13 protein-coding genes are annotated in these 14,200 nt (G+C 73.8%); 7 read left to right on the forward strand and 6 right to left on the reverse strand.

From position 1 onward, the window contains the following. On the forward strand, positions 1-454 hold a 454-nt coding region (locus tag K7854_RS18475; protein WP_226027632.1), incomplete at its 5' end, for an ArsR/SmtB family transcription factor. Positions 455-475: 21 nt separating this feature from the next. Here the strand turns inward: K7854_RS18475 and K7854_RS18480 are convergent. The 3 genes from K7854_RS18480 to K7854_RS18490 all read right to left on the reverse strand — a co-directional run bounded on the left by K7854_RS18480 (position 476) and on the right by K7854_RS18490 (position 3,090). Then, positions 476-1,108 (reverse strand): AAA family ATPase, encoded by a 633-nt coding sequence (locus tag K7854_RS18480; RefSeq protein ID WP_226027633.1) that lies wholly within the window; start codon positions 1,106-1,108, stop codon positions 476-478. A 40-nt stretch (positions 1,109-1,148) separates the two neighbouring features. After that, complete coding sequence (locus K7854_RS18485; RefSeq protein ID WP_226027634.1) at positions 1,149-1,823, reverse strand: response regulator; 675 nt, start codon at positions 1,821-1,823, stop codon at positions 1,149-1,151. A 61-nt stretch (positions 1,824-1,884) separates the two neighbouring features. Continuing rightward, positions 1,885-3,090, reverse strand: coding sequence for a sensor histidine kinase (locus K7854_RS18490; protein WP_226027635.1), 1,206 nt, complete (start codon positions 3,088-3,090; stop codon positions 1,885-1,887). A gap of 118 nt (positions 3,091-3,208) precedes the next feature. Between K7854_RS18490 and K7854_RS18495 the strand changes: the two genes are divergently transcribed. Further along, positions 3,209-4,297: an SAM-dependent methyltransferase gene (locus K7854_RS18495; RefSeq protein WP_226027636.1), complete on the forward strand. Its 1,089-nt coding sequence runs from the start codon at positions 3,209-3,211 to the stop codon at positions 4,295-4,297. Here the strand turns inward: K7854_RS18495 and K7854_RS18500 are convergent. Beyond that, positions 4,262-5,413: an NADH-quinone oxidoreductase subunit D gene (locus tag K7854_RS18500; RefSeq protein WP_226027637.1), complete on the reverse strand. Its 1,152-nt coding sequence runs from the start codon at positions 5,411-5,413 to the stop codon at positions 4,262-4,264. The two genes, K7854_RS18495 and K7854_RS18500, sit on opposite strands and share 36 nt — an antisense overlap. Positions 5,414-5,444: 31 nt before the next feature. Between K7854_RS18500 and K7854_RS18505 the strand changes: the two genes are divergently transcribed. Both K7854_RS18505 and K7854_RS18510 read left to right on the forward strand, forming a co-directional pair. Further along, positions 5,445-5,984 (forward strand): PH domain-containing protein, encoded by a 540-nt coding sequence (locus K7854_RS18505; RefSeq protein WP_226027638.1) that lies wholly within the window; start codon positions 5,445-5,447, stop codon positions 5,982-5,984. A 458-nt stretch (positions 5,985-6,442) separates the two neighbouring features. Then, the gene (locus K7854_RS18510; protein WP_226027732.1) at positions 6,443-7,729 is read left to right on the forward strand and encodes a PH domain-containing protein; all 1,287 of its coding nucleotides are present in this window, start codon (positions 6,443-6,445) and stop codon (positions 7,727-7,729) included. A gap of 26 nt (positions 7,730-7,755) precedes the next feature. On the opposite strand, the gene K7854_RS18515 is transcribed toward K7854_RS18510, so the two are convergent. Together K7854_RS18515 and K7854_RS18520 are read right to left on the reverse strand one after the other, a co-directional pair. Then, positions 7,756-9,036, reverse strand: coding sequence for a hypothetical protein (locus K7854_RS18515; RefSeq protein WP_226027639.1), 1,281 nt, complete (start codon positions 9,034-9,036; stop codon positions 7,756-7,758). 136 nt (positions 9,037-9,172) lie between these two features. Further along, positions 9,173-10,306 (reverse strand): alpha/beta hydrolase, encoded by a 1,134-nt coding sequence (locus K7854_RS18520; RefSeq protein ID WP_226027640.1) that lies wholly within the window; start codon positions 10,304-10,306, stop codon positions 9,173-9,175. 184 nt (positions 10,307-10,490) lie between these two features. On the opposite strand from K7854_RS18520, the gene K7854_RS18525 reads away from it, so the two are divergent. The 3 genes from K7854_RS18525 (at position 10,491) to K7854_RS18535 (ending at position 14,145) form a co-directional block, all read left to right on the forward strand. Next, the gene (locus K7854_RS18525) at positions 10,491-12,287 is read left to right on the forward strand and encodes a phosphatidylglycerol lysyltransferase domain-containing protein (protein ID WP_226027641.1); all 1,797 of its coding nucleotides are present in this window, start codon (positions 10,491-10,493) and stop codon (positions 12,285-12,287) included. Positions 12,288-12,781: 494 nt separating this feature from the next. Beyond that, positions 12,782-13,645 (forward strand): dihydropteroate synthase, encoded by an 864-nt coding sequence (gene folP, locus K7854_RS18530; protein WP_226027642.1) that lies wholly within the window; start codon positions 12,782-12,784, stop codon positions 13,643-13,645. Beyond that, positions 13,642-14,145: a nuclear transport factor 2 family protein gene (locus K7854_RS18535; protein WP_226027643.1), complete on the forward strand. Its 504-nt coding sequence runs from the start codon at positions 13,642-13,644 to the stop codon at positions 14,143-14,145. The genes folP and K7854_RS18535 overlap by 4 nt, the downstream gene beginning before the upstream one ends. The last annotated feature ends 55 nt before the right edge of the window (positions 14,146-14,200 follow it).

The following is a 14,200-nucleotide window of genomic DNA, read 5'->3' on the forward strand; positions in this document are numbered from 1 at the left end:
GGACGAGGGCGCGGCGCTGATCACCGTCGACAAGCTGGGCGACGGCCGCACCGCGACGGCCGACGGCGGCCTGCTGCTGGTCCCGACCAGCCTGGGCTGGCCGCATCTGATGGTGCTGCACCGGCACGACTGGCAGCCGGTGCTGCACTATCCGGCCGGCTCCCCCGAGCTGGCCTCACCGCCGTCGGTGGAGCAGCTCACGATGCGGATGACCGCGCTGTCCCACCCCGTCCGGATGCGGATCTGCCGGTATCTGGCCCGCAGCGCGTACACCACGGGCGAGCTGGCCCAGGTGCACGGCATGACGGCGCCGGAGATATCCCGGCACCTGGGCGTGCTGAAGAAGGCCGGACTGGTCACCACCCGCCGCCGCGGCCGGTACGTCCTGCACCAGCTGGACGTCACGGTGGTGGCCCGGCTGGGCAGCGACTTCCTGGAGGGGATCCTGCGCTGACGCCGGTTACCGGGGCCGGCGTCAGTCGACCCTGATGTGCCGGATCCCGACGCCGGCCTGCCGCATCCGGGTGCGCAGCGCGCCCTCGTTGTTGGGCTTCAGGGTGAGTCCCGCGAGTACGGCGATGCGGTCGGCGGTCTTGGGGACGGTCGTGTGGTCCGTCCACAGGTGCTCGGCGAACTCCGGTTCGGCCAGCCGCTCCAGGCAGTGGTCGAGCTGTCGCACGGCCCAGCTCTCCCGGCGCGGCCCGCTCCCCTTCCCCGTCACGTACCGCAGGGCGTGGCCGAGGCCGCGCTCGCGCAGCCGCCGCAGGACGGTCTCGCGCTCGGCGAGCAGGGTGAAGTGGTGGACGTCGTGGCCCAGTTCGCGCAGCCGGCCGACGGTCTCGGCGAAGTACCCCGGGTCGGTGACGGTCATCGGCGCGATCACGACGCCGTCGTGCTTGGTCAGGGCCAGGTCCAGCACCTCCACGACGCCCTGCCGCCAGGAGGCCAGGTCCTGGAAGTTGTCCCGCAGTTCGGGTGGCAGCATGCGGCGCAGCCCGAAGCCCGCGTGCTCGGGGTCGCAGACGACACTGCCGGGGAGCCGGCGCCGTATCTCGTGCGCGGTCTGTGTTTTTCCGCCCCCGAAGGGGCCGTTGATCCACAGGAGCATGCGCAGACCCTACCGACGCCGGGCCCTGCGCACAGGCCGGTCAGGCCGGTCCGCCGCCGGCCCGCACCAGACCGGTCTCGTAGGCCAGGACCACCACCTGCACGCGGTCGCGCAGGCCCAGCTTGGTCAGGATGCGGCCCACGTGGGTCTTGACGGTCGCCTCCGACAGCACCAGCCGCGCCGCGATCTCGCCGTTGGACATGCCCTGCGCCACCAGCACCATCACCTCACGCTCCCGCTCGGTGAGCCGCTGCAGCTCCTTCTGCCGGGGCTCCTGCCCGGTGCCCGGCAGCATCGGCGCGAACCGGTCCAGGAGCCTGCGGGTGGTGGAGGGCGCCACCACCGCGTCGCCGCTGTGCACGGAGCGGATCGCGGCGAGCAGCTCGCCGGGCGGCACGTCCTTGAGCATGAAGCCGGAGGCACCCGCCTTCAGCGCCGAGAACGCGTACTCGTCGAGGTCGAAGGTGGTCAGGATCAGCACCTTCGGCGCGTTCGGGTCCACGCAGATCCGGCTGGTGGTCTCCACGCCGTCGAGCTTGGGCATGCGGACGTCCATCAGGACGACGTCCACGGCGGTCGAGCGCAGCACCTGGAGCGCCTCGACGCCGTCGCCCGCCTCCGCGACGACCTCCATGTCCGGCTGGGCCGCCAGCACCATCCGGAACCCGGTGCGCAGCAGCACCTGGTCGTCGACGAGCATCACGCGGATCGCCATCGGGCCTCTTCTTCCTTTGCCTTACAGGTGTCAATGCCGCACGTGCGTACGGGCGCGGTGGTCACGGTGCGGGTTTCAGCGGCAGCAGCGCACTGATGCGGAATCCTCCGCCCGGACGCGGGCCCGCGTCCAGCGTTCCGCCGACCATGCCGATCCGCTCGCGCATGCCGATCAGCCCGTGGCCCTGGCCGTCGAAGCCGCCCTCCTCGTACAGCTCGTGCGGGGCGCCCTTGCCGTCGTCCTCGATGAGCAGGCCGAGCCCGTCGTCGAAGTAGACCAGGCGCACGCTTGCGCCCGCGTTCTCGCCGCCGTGCTTGCGCGTGTTGGTCAGCGCCTCCTGCACGATGCGGTACGCGGTCAGCTCCACGCCGCTGGGCAGTTGCCGGGGGGTGCCCTCGACCTTGAAGTCGACCGGCAGCCCGGAGCTGCGGCACTGCTCGACCAGGTCCTCGATCTGCTCGACGTCGGGCTGCGGAACGTACTCCCCGGCCTCCTTGTGCTCGCCGGTGCGCAGCACGCCGAGCAGGCGGCGCATCTCCGCGAGCGCCTGCCGGCCGGTGGAGGAGATGGTCTCCAGGGCCTTCTTCGCCTGGTCGGGGGCGGCGTCCAGGACGTAGGCGGCGCCGTCGGCCTGCACCACCATGACGGAGACGTTGTGCGCGACCACGTCGTGCAGCTCGCGCGCGATCCGGGCGCGCTCGGCGGCGACCGCGACCTTGGCCTGTGCCTCGCGCTCCTTCTCCAGCCGGGTCGCGCGCTCCTCCAGCTGCGCGAAATAGGCGCGGCGGGTGCGGACGGAGTCGCCGAGCACCCAGGCGAGGACGAAGGGCACCGCCTGGAAGACCGTCACGGCGATGGTGGTCCCCATGCTCAGCTCGCTGTCGGACCAGCGCATCTGGGCCAGCGGCGCCGCGCACACGCCCGTGGCCAGCGCGGTCCGCGAGGCCCAGCGGGCGCCGGTGGCCGCCACGGTGTAGATGATCACCAGGAAGGCGAAGTCGGCGGGCATCGTCGAGACGTCGAAGACCAGTTGTCCCACGCCGAGTGCGACGGCGAGCAGCAGCATCCGCTCCGGCGCCCGCTGGCGCAGCGCGATGACGAGGCTGAGCAGCACCACGAAGGGGACGATCAGCGCCGCGTTGTCCGTCCCGTCCGTCCGCGTCCCCGGGGTCACCGTCGAGACCAGGGAGATTCCGAGCACGACCAGGGCCCAGAAGGAGTCGACACCGGTCGGGTGTCTGCGGAGGAAGTCGTAGAGGCGCTGCACGTAACCCAGCGTAGGGAAGCGGAATAGGTGCAGGGGTCAACCGGAGGGCCGATCCGCATCGCTCGCGCATACTCCCCAAGGTGGAGGCTCCGCTCTTCTGTGCCCCTAGCCTGGGCCTGTGACACCAGGGACGGCAGGGCCCAGCGGGGCTTGCGAGGCACGTGAGGAGTGGCGGGGCTGGCGTGCGGCCACGCAGGAGGCCCTCTACGGACCGGAGGGCTTCTACCGCGCGCGGCCCGAGGGCCCGGCCGGGCACTTCCGCACCTCCGTGCACGCGTCGCCGCTGTTCGCGGGGGCGGTGGCGCGGCTGCTGTGCCGGGTCGACGAGGCGCTGGGCCGGCCCGAGGTGCTGGACTTCGTGGACATGGCGGCCGGGCGGGGCGAGCTGGTCACCGGGGTGCTGGCGGCCCTGCCCGCCGACGTGGCCGCCCGTACGCGCGCGTACGCCGTCGAGGTCGCCGCCCGCCCCGCAGGGCTCGACCGGCGGGTGCGGTGGCTCGCGGAGCCGCCGGCGGGCGCCACCGGGCTGCTGTTCGCCAACGAGTGGCTGGACAACGTGCCGGTGGACGTGGCGGAGGTGGACGCCGCGGGCGTGGCGCGCCGGGTGCTGGTGCGGGCCGACGGGGCGCAGCGGCTCGGGGAGCCGGTGGCCGGGGCGGAGGCCGGGTGGCTGGCCCGGTGGTGGCCGCCGGCCGCCGAGGAGGGGCGGCGGGCGGAGATCGGGCTCCCGCGCGACGAGGCCTGGGCGTCCGCCGTGGCGGCGCTGGACGCCGGGCTCGCGGTCGCCGTCGACTACGCGCACACCGCGGCCACCCGGCCGCCGTTCGGAACGCTCACGGGCTTCCGGGACGGACGGGAGACGGCGCCGGTGCCCGACGGGTCGTGCGACATCACCGCACACGTCGCGCTGGACGCGTGCGCGGCCGCCCACACCGAGAGGTGCGCTCCGGGGCACGCGCCCCCGGCTGCGCTGCTGCGCCCCCAGCGCGAGGCCCTTCGCGCCCTCGGTGTCACCGGCGCACGCCCCCCGCTCGCGCTGGCGTCCACGGACCCCACCGCGTACGTACGCGCCCTGGCGCGCGCCTCCCAGGCCGCCGAACTGACCGCGCCGGGCGGCCTGGGCGACTTCGTCTGGCTGCTCCAGCCGGTGGGTTCGGTCGACGCCGAGGCGCTACTTGTCGATGTCGCCGACCACGAAGAACAGTGACCCCAGGATCGCCACCATGTCCGCGACCAGCGTCCCGGGCAGCAGGTCCGCCAGCGCCTGGATGTTGTTGTACGACGCCGAGCGCAGCTTCAGCCGGTACGGGGTCTTCTCGCCCTTGCTGACCAGGTAGTAGCCGTTGATGCCGAGCGGGTTCTCGGTCCAGGCGTACGTGTGGCCCTCGGGTGCCTTCAGCACCTTCGGGAGCCGCTGGTTGACCGGTCCCGGCGCCAGCTCGGCGAGCCGGTCCAGGCAGGCGTCGGCGAGGTCGAGGGCGTTGTGCGTCTGCTCCAGGAGGCACTCGAAGCGGGCGAGGCAGTCGCCCTCGGTGCGGGTGACGACCTTCAGGGTGTCCTGGAGTTCGCCGTAGGCCAGGTAGGGCTCGTCGCGGCGCAGGTCGAAGTCGACGCCGGAGGCGCGCGCGATCGGTCCGCTGACGCCGTAGGCGTGCACGGCCCCGGCGCTCAGGGCGCCCACCCCGCGCGTACGGCCCCGGAAGATCTCGTTGCCGAGCACCAGGTCGTCGAAGACGTCCATGCGCGAGCGCACGGCGGCGACGGCGGCACGCGCGCGCGTGGTCCAGCCCGCCGGGAGGTCCTCCTTGAGGCCGCCGACGCGGTTGAACATGTAGTGCATGCGCCCGCCGGAGACCTCCTCCATCACGTTCTGGAGGACCTCCCGCTCCCGGAACGCGTAGAAGACCGGCGTGATGCCGCCCAGCTCCAGCGGGTACGACCCGAGGAACATCAGGTGGTTGAGCACCCGGTTCAGCTCGGCGAGCAGCGTCCGCGTCCACACCGCGCGCGTGGGGACCTCCATGCCGAGCATCCGCTCGACGGCGATGACGACGCCCAGCTCGTTGGAGAAGGCCGACAGCCAGTCGTGGCGGTTGGCGAGCATGATGATCTGACGGTAGTCACGGGCCTCGAACAGCTTCTCCGCGCCGCGGTGCATGTAGCCGATCACCGGCTCCGCGCTCGTGATGCGCTCGCCGTCCAGAACGAGCTTGAGCCGCAGCACGCCGTGGGTGGACGGGTGCTGGGGCCCGATGTTGAGCACCATGTCGGTGCTCTCCGCGGCACCGCCGATTCCGACCGTGGTCTCCGTCGTGGGAGTCATGGACCCAGTCTCCCCTACGTACGCTGGCCCCATGGAGACGGGGAGCCCGGACGACACGGGCACGACGGGGATTCCTCTCGCGCCGCACCCGGCGGGTCCGGCGGGAGAGGAACCGGTGTGGACCGGCCTGCCGCCGGGGCTGCTGCGCATGCGCCGCCTGCTGCTGGTGGTGTGGCTCGGCCTGCTGACGCTCGCCGCCGGTGTGCTGCCCGCGCTGTTCCTGGCCCCCGGCTGGGCCGCCCTGGCGCTCCTGCCGCTGGCCCTGCTGGCCTGGGGCTGGGTGATGCTGGGGCGCAACTGGCGGTCCTGGCGGTACGCCGAGCGCGCCGACGACCTGCTGATCAGCCGGGGCGTGCTGTGGCGGGAGGAGACCGTCGTCCCGTACGGGCGCATGCAGCTGGTCGAGGTGACCTCCGGACCGGTCGAGCGGCACTTCGGCCTGGCCAGCGTGCAGCTGCACACGGCCGCCGCCGCGACCGACGCGACCATCCCCGGCCTCGACCCGGCCGAGGCGGAACGCCTCCGCGACCGCCTCACCGAGCTGGGCGAGGCCCGATCGGCGGGACTGTGACCGGGCCCGGGGCCGGGGAGGGCACGACGGGCCGTGCGGCCGACGCGGGCAGGTCCGTCCCGCGGTCCCCGGCCGCACCCGGGGACGCCGCCCGGGAGAAGCCGAACCACACCCCGCCCGAGCCCCCGGCCCCCACACCGGCCCCGGCCACCCACCCGACAGGCCCGGGCCCCGCCACCCACTCGACAGGCCCGGAACCCACCACGGTCCCGCCCGACGGCGACACCACCGGCCCGCAACCCGCCACCGCCCCACCCGACGGCAACACCACCGGCGCGGGACCCGACCAGGCTCCGGTCCCGGGGGACGGCGCGAAGGGCCCGACGGACGGCGCGAAGGGCCCGACGGGCGGCGGCACGGGGCACCCCTCCCCGGCCCGCCCCGCCGGGACCAGCAGCGGCACCCCGGGGACGCCGCAGCACGAGCCCGACGCGTCACCGGCCTCCGCCGACGGCGTCGTGGAGCGGCGTCTGCACCCCGTCACACCGCTGCGGCGGGCGTGGGCGCCGGTCGCGGTGCTCGTCGGGTGGGCCGTGCACGACCCCGACCAGGCCCAGCGCCAGCTGACCCGGCTGACCACGACCCACCTGCTGATCGGCCTCGCCGTACTGATCCCGGCCGCCGCCCTGTACGGCTTCCTCACCTGGTGGTTCACCCACTACGCGGTGACCGGCACCGAGCTGCGGATCCGTACCGGACTGCTGTTCCGGCGCACCGCGCACATCCGCCTCGAACGCATCCAGGCGATCGACGTCACCCAGCCCCTGCTGGCCCGGGTCGCGGGGGTGGCCAAGCTCAAGCTCGACGTCATAGGCACCGGCAAGAAGGACGAGCTGGCCTTCCTGGGCGCCGACGAGGCGCGTGCGCTGCGGGCCGAGCTGCTCGCCCGTGCGGCGGGCTTCGCGCCCGAGACCGCGCACGAGGTCGGCGAGGCCCCCGCGCGGCAATTGCTGCGGGTGCCGCCCGGCGTCCTCGCCGTCTCCCTCCTGCTGACCGGCGCGACCTGGGGCACCCTGCTCGCCGCCGCCGTCGTACCGACCCTCCTGTGGCTGGCCACCCACAACCTGTGGACGGTGCTGGCGACCGCCCTGCCCCTGGTGGGCGCCGCGGGCGCGAGCAGCGCCGGCCGGTTCGTCGGGGAGTACGACTGGACGGTGGCCGAGTCCCCGGACGGGCTCCGCATCGACCACGGGCTGCTGGACCGCGCCCACGAGACGGTGCCGCCGGGCCGGGTGCAGACCGTGCGCCTGGTGCAACCGCTGCTGTGGCGGCGCCGCCGCTGGGTACGGGTGGAGCTGGACGTGGCCGGGTCGTCCAACTCGGTCCTGCTGCCGGTCGCCCCGCGCGAGATCGCCGAATCGGTCGTCGCGCGCGTGCTGCCCGGGGTGACCGTGCCGACGGCGGCGGAGCTGTCCCGCCCGCCGCGGCGGGCGGCGCGGTGCCGCCCGCTGTGGTGGCGCGGCCACGGGCTGGCCGTCACCGACGCCGTCTTCGCCTCCCGGCACGGCCTGCTGCGCCGCAGCCTGGCACTCGTGCCGCACGCCAAGGTGCAGAGTGTCCGTCTGACACAGGGGCCCTGGCGGCGCGCCCTGCGGCTGGCCGACGTCCATGTGGACACGGGGGCGAACAAGACCGTGGCCGCCCGCCTGCGCGACGCCCACGAGGCCGCGGAGCTGCTGCGGAGCCAGGCCGAACGCTCCCGTACCGGCCGCCGGGACGCCCCGCCGGACCGCTGGATGGCCTGACCGGCCGGGGCCGCGGCGCCGGCCGGTCAGGACACCGCGCTGCGCAGCCCCTGCACGTCGATCTGCTCGGTCTCGTCGTGGGCCGTCAGGTCGATCACCTGGCCCACGCCCCGGGACTCCTCACCGGGCTGCTTGAAGGAGACCTCGGCCTCGGCCTTGTGCACGGCGAGCGCCTCCTGGCCGACCACGTCGGCGAGGTCCTCGTTCTGGACGGTCTCCAGTGCGGCGTCGGACGCGGCCGCCGCGTCCGACGCGCCGCCCTCGGGGGCCTTGGTGCCGAAGAAGTCGAAGCCGCCCTCGACCACCGGACGCCGCGCCGGAGCCGGCGGTACGACGGCCACCGCGGTCGGCACCGTGAAGTGCCCGTCGGCCCGCCGGGTGGGCTGCGTGGACTGGGTGGGCTGCGCGGGCCGCTCGTCGGAGGAGGTGGCCGGGGAGGCGGCGGCGGTGCGCTCGTGGCCGTCGGCCGCCTCGGGCTGCCCCTGGGCCTCGTCCTCCTGCCCCGCCTCGGCCACCGCCGCGCCCTCGCCGCCGCCGTCACCGCCGGAGCCGTCCGAGCCCTCGGCCCGGGCGCCCCGGTCGCCACCGTCCGGGTCGGCGGGCGCGTCACCGTCGAGGCGGGCCAGCGCCGCGTTCGCACGCAGGAACAGCCGGGACCCCTCGGGCGAGAAGACCGCCGGGACGTCGACCGGTTCGTCGCCCGCACTCTCCTCGGCCAAAGCCTCCCGCGCGGACGTCTCCTTCTCCGCCGTATCCGTCTCCGGCGTCTTCGCGTCCTTCGTCTCCTGAGCCGGGGCGGGCGCCTCCTGAGCCGGGGCCGGGCGGGCCGCCGGCAGCGCGGGGGCCTGCGGCGCGGCCTCTATCTCCAGCAGCCGGCGGCCCTCCAGCGCGCTGGCGCGCTCGGTCTCCGCCGTGGCGTAGCGCCGCAGCAGCGAGGCGTGCTCGTTGCGCAGCCCCGCCAACTCGGTGCGCTTGGCCCGCAGCCGGTGCTCCAGCTTCTGCCGCAGCTCGCGCGACTCCTCCAGGTCGGACTCCAGTTCGGCGACCCGTTCCTCGAAGCGCCACTCGTCGCTGGCACGCGCGCGCGTGAGGTCGGCGACCTGCCGGCCCGCCTGCGCGTCCCAGTGCCGCATGACGACCGCGCCGACCACGGCCGTCACCGCGGCGGCCGCGGCCAGGACGCGAATGATCACTAGCTCGCTGAACAACCAGGGCCCGAGGGCGCAGACGACCGAAACACCTGCGATCGCCGACGGGGGAAGCAGCCTGTGCAGAGGCGGGGAATGGCGGTGACGTCCACGTGGCATGGCCAGAAACTTACCGCGCGTAGGCGAATCTTGGCGCCCCGCCCCGTAAAAACACGGCCATCTCCGACGCGTTCACAGGGAACCGGGAATCCACACCCGGGACAACGGACGAATTACCCCCGGATTCCAAGATCATTCAAGAGTCCCGCCCGCCACCCAGCCGCCCATCCAGCCACCGCAGCGTCGCGGGAATCTCCCGCCGCCAGGTATTGAAGTTGTGGCCGCCGCTTTCCAGGATGATCGATGAGATCCGCGTCGGCCTCTTGCCCTTCACCAGTTCGATGAACTTCAGCGTGTCCTTGTAGTTCGTCTCGCCGGTCCTGCTGCTGGTGACGAGCAGTGAAGTGTCGGGCGCGGGCCGGTTCTTGAGGTACCACCACAGACTGGCCCGCTTCTCGAGCGCCTCGTTTCCCTGGAAGAGATCGCCCGTGGTGGGGTCGTTCGGCGCGTCGTAGTACGGCGACAGCCCGGCCCCGGCGGCGTACACCTCCGGATGGTGCGCGGCGAGTTTCAGGGCGCAGTAGCCGCCGGTCGAGTTGCCGACGACGCCCCAGCTCCGCGGCCCCTCGGCCACCCGGTAGTGGGCGCTCACCGCCTCGGGGAGGTCCTTCGCGAAGAACGTCTCCGTCTGCGGTCCGCCCGGGACGTCCACGCACTCCGTGTCGCGCGGCGGCGCCACCGTGGGCCGCAGCATCACCAGGATCATCGGCCGCATCCGGCCGGCCTTCGCCAGCTCGAGCGCCGTACGCGGATAGTGGAGTTTCTCCACCAACGCCTCCGCGGTCCCCGGGTAACCGGTCAGGACGACGGCCGCGGGAAACCTGCGGTCGCGGTTCCCCGGCCGGAAGTACTCCGGCGGCAGATACACATACGCCGGTGACGCGATCCGCGACGTACGCCCGACGACCCGTATCTCCTCGACCCGCCCCGACACCTCCGGCCGCGCCCCGCCCGCGGGTGTCACCCGCCGGTCGCCGACGACCTGCAGCGGCCCGCCGCCCGCGTCGGCCGAGTGGTCGACGACGACCCCCTGCCCGTCCTCCCGCCCGAACAGGTCGGCCCAGCTGCCGTAGAACCCGAAGGACTGGTTGGCGACCAGTCCCACCGCCGCGAAGACCGCCGCCTGGGTGGCGAACAGCAGCCCCACCCGCCCCAGAACGGCCCGCACGCTCCGCCGGGCCAGCCGTGGCCACAGCCACACCGTCCCGGCGAACAGCAGCACACCGGCCGCCACCGCCAGTGCCAGCACCTTGTCGCTCGTGAGCCCCATGCCTTGCTACCTGCCCGCGCTTTCCCTACGCCCGTCCGTCCGGGCTTTCCGATCAGGGGAGTGAACCTCTCCCTCCGAGACACCGTCCTAGAGGGCGCAATGTCGCCGGATGCCCGAAACGGGCCCGGATCCACGGTCTCTCGCAGAACAAACAGGTGCGATGTCTGTCAGGACAGATGAGGAAATGTCGGGCGGGGTTCCGACGAAGCCCACCCGCATACACCGCGCACTGCGCGGCCCCCGCCCGGAGCACGTCCCCCTCCTCGTCGGCCGCGCCTGCGTGCTCGTCGGCCTGCTGGACATCGCCGCCGGCGTCTTCCCGCGCTTCCGGCACAGCCGCATGCACGCCCTCGCCGAGGTGCTGCCCGGCTCCTTCGGCCCCTTCGCCGCGGCCCTCTCGCTCAGCGCCGGCGTCCTGCTCCTCCTGCTCGCCCACGGCCTCAAGCGCCGCAAGCGCAGGGCCTGGCGAGCGGCCGTGGCCCTCCTCCCCCTCGGCGCCCTCGCCCAGTTCAGCTACCGCCACTCCCTCATCGGCGTACTGATCTCCCTGGCCCTGCTCGCCCCCCTGCTGCGCCACCGCGACCAGTTCGCGGCGCTCCCCGACCCCCGAAGCCGCTGGCGGGCACTGGCCAACTTCGTCCTCATGAGCGCGGGTTCCGTCCTGCTGGGCCTGCTCGTGGTCAACGCCCACCCGCACCGCATGCTGGGCGACCCGAGCCTGGCCGACCGCCTTACCCAGGTGCTGTACGGACTGTTCGGCGTCGAGGGCCCGGTCGACTACCGGGGCAACACCTCCTGGACGGTCGCCTTCTCCCTGGGCGCCCTCGGCCTCCTGACCGCCATCACCACCATCTACCTGGCCTTCCGCCCCGAGCATCCCGCGGCCCGGCTCACCGAGGACGACGAGACCCGGCTGCGCGCCCTGCTCGCCCGGCACGGCGGCCGCGACTCCCTCGGCCACTTCGCGCTGCGCCGCGACAAGGCCGTCGTCTTCTCCCCCAGCGGCAAGGCCGCCGTCACCTACCGCGTCGTGTCCGGCGTGATGCTGGCCAGCGGCGACCCGATCGGCGACGTCGAAGCCTGGCCGGGCGCCATCGAACGCTTCATGGACGAGGCACGTGCCCACTCCTGGACCCCTGCCGTCATGGGCTGCTCCGAGACCGGCGGCGAGGTCTGGACCCGCGAGACGGGCCTGGACGCCCTCGAACTGGGCGACGAGGCGGTGGTGGACGTGGCGGATTTCTCCCTCGCCGGCCGCGCGATGCGCAACGTGCGTCAGATGGTCAAACGCATCGAGCGCGCCGGTTACGAAACCCGCGTACGGCGCGTGGCTGACCTGTCCGACGCCGAACTGGACCGCGTACGCCGCGCCGCCGACGCATGGCGCGGCACGGACACCGAGCGCGGCTTCTCCATGGCCCTGGGCCGCATCGGCGACCCCGCCGACGGCGACTGCCTGATCGCGACGGCCCACAAGCAGGACACCGAGCCCGGCGAGTACGGCGACCTCAAGGCGATCCTGCACTTCGTGCCGTGGGGCACGGACGGGGTGTCCCTCGACCTCATGCGCCGCGACCGCGCGGCCGATCCCGGCATGAACGAACTCCTGATCGTGGCCGCGCTCCAGGCCGCCCCGAAGCTGGGCATCGCCCGCGTGTCCCTGAACTTCGCGATGTTCCGCGCGGCGCTCGCGCGCGGCGAGAAGATCGGCGCGGGCCCCGTCCTGCGCGCATGGCGCGGCCTGCTGGTCTTCCTCTCCCGCTGGTTCCAGATCGAGTCCCTGTACAAGTTCAACGCGAAGTTCCGGCCCCGGTGGGAGCCGCGCTTCGTGGTCTACCGCCGCTCGGCCGACCTGCCCCGCATCGGCTTCGCCGCGATGCAGGCGGAGGGCTTCGTGACGGTGTCACTGCCGCGGTTCCTGCGCCGCGGGGTTTCCTCGCGCCGCCCCTGCGCCCACCAGGTGCCGGCGCGGGCGGCGTAACGGCCCAGTGGTCCGGCATTGCGTTGGCGCCCGGCGCGGGTGTCGGCGCGGGGGTGGGTCGCACGGCCCGGCGTTGCGTTGGCACCCGGCGCGGATGTCGGCGCGGGGTGGGGAGCGCAGCCCGGCGTTACGGGGTGCCTCCCCCAGTGCCTGAACGGCCTGGGAGGTACCCCCACCGCCCACCCGTGCCGCCCCAGCGGCACGACTGCCCGCAGCGGCGGCGGCTGGCGACTGCCCGCAGCCGCGTACGGCGGGAAGGGGACGTGTCGGGGGGTGTTCGCCCGCAGCGGTTGGCGCGTCAACGCCGGGAACCTCTAGGCCCACCGATTCCGCGCCGTTCCGAGGACGAACACCCCCCGGCGCGGCCCCGACCCACCCACCGAACCCAAGGCGCAACGCGCACCCCCACCGGAGCCGCACAGGCGCCGCAGGCACCCCGCGCAGGCGCCGCAGGCACCGCGCACCCACCACCCCCCACCACCTACGCTGAACACATGAGCAAGCAGACCGGCCGCCGACACCACCTAGCGGGACTGACCGCATGGGACCGCTGCGCGGTCATGGGGGTCGTCAACGTAACCCCCGACTCCTTCTCCGACGGCGGCCGCTTCTTCGACACCACCGCCGCCATCAAGCACGGCCTGGACCTGGTGGCCGAGGGCGCCGACCTCGTGGACGTCGGCGGCGAGTCCACCCGCCCCGGCGCCACCCGCGTCGACGAGGACGAGGAGCTCCGGCGCGTGGTCCCGGTCGTGCGCGGCCTCGCCTCCGAGGGCGTCACGATCTCCGTGGACACCATGCGCGCCTCCGTCGCCGAGCAGGCCCTCGCCGCCGGCGCCGCCCTGGTCAACGACGTCAGCGGCGGCCTGTCCGACCCCCGGATGATCCCTGTCGTCGCCGACGCGGCCGCCCCCTTCGTCGTCATGCACTGGCGCGGCCTCCTGGAGGGCGGCAATGTCAGGGGCACCTACACCGACGTCGTCACCGAGGTCGTCGACGAGCTGCACGCACGCGTGGAGGCCGTCCTGGACGGCGGCATCGCCCCCGACCGCATCGTCGTCGACCCCGGCCTCGGCTTCTCCAAGGACGCCGAGCACGACCTCGTCCTCCTCGCCCACCTCGACCGCCTCCTCGGCCTCGGCCACCCCCTCCTCGTCGCCGCCTCCCGCAAACGTTTCCTCGGCCGGGTCCTCGCCGGCCCGGAAGCCACCCCGCCCCCCGCGCGCGAGCGCGACGCCGCCACCGCCGCCGTCTCCGCGCTCGCGGCGCACGCCGGCGCGTGGGCGGTCCGCGTCCACGAGGTCCGCGCCACCGCCGACGCCGTCCGGGTCGCCCGCGCCGTCGAAGGCGCCCGGTGAACGCGCCGCACCTCGACGTCGAGCAGGTCGAGGCCGCGAACACCGCCTTCTACGAGGCACTGGAGGAGGGCGACTTCGAGAAGGTCTCCGAGTTCTGGCTCACCCCCTCCGACCTGGGCATCGACGAGTCGTACCACGATCCCGCCGACGCCGGCGTGGTCTCCTGCGTGCACCCGGGCTGGCCGGTACTCACCGGCCGCGGCGAGGTCCTGCGCTCCTACGCCCTGATCATGGCGAACACGGACTACATCCAGTTCTTCCTCACCGACGTGCACGTCTCCGTCACCGGCGACACCGCCCTGGTCACCTGCACCGAGAACATCCTCAGCGGCGGCCCCGCCCCCGACGGCGGCGAGGAGCTGGGCCCGCTCGTCGGCCAGCTCGTCGTCGCCACCAACGCCTTCCGCCGCACACCCGCCGGCTGGAAGCTCTGGTCGCACCACGCCTCCCCCGTACTCGCGGAAACCGAGGACGAGGACGGCGAGGACACCCCACCCTGACCGGGCGAGGCGGGGAAGTGGTTGGAATCACGGCCCGGCGGGTAGGGGCGGCTAC

This window comes from Streptomyces hyderabadensis (genome assembly GCF_020404845.1).
Classification (GTDB): domain Bacteria; phylum Actinomycetota; class Actinomycetes; order Streptomycetales; family Streptomycetaceae; genus Streptomyces; species Streptomyces hyderabadensis.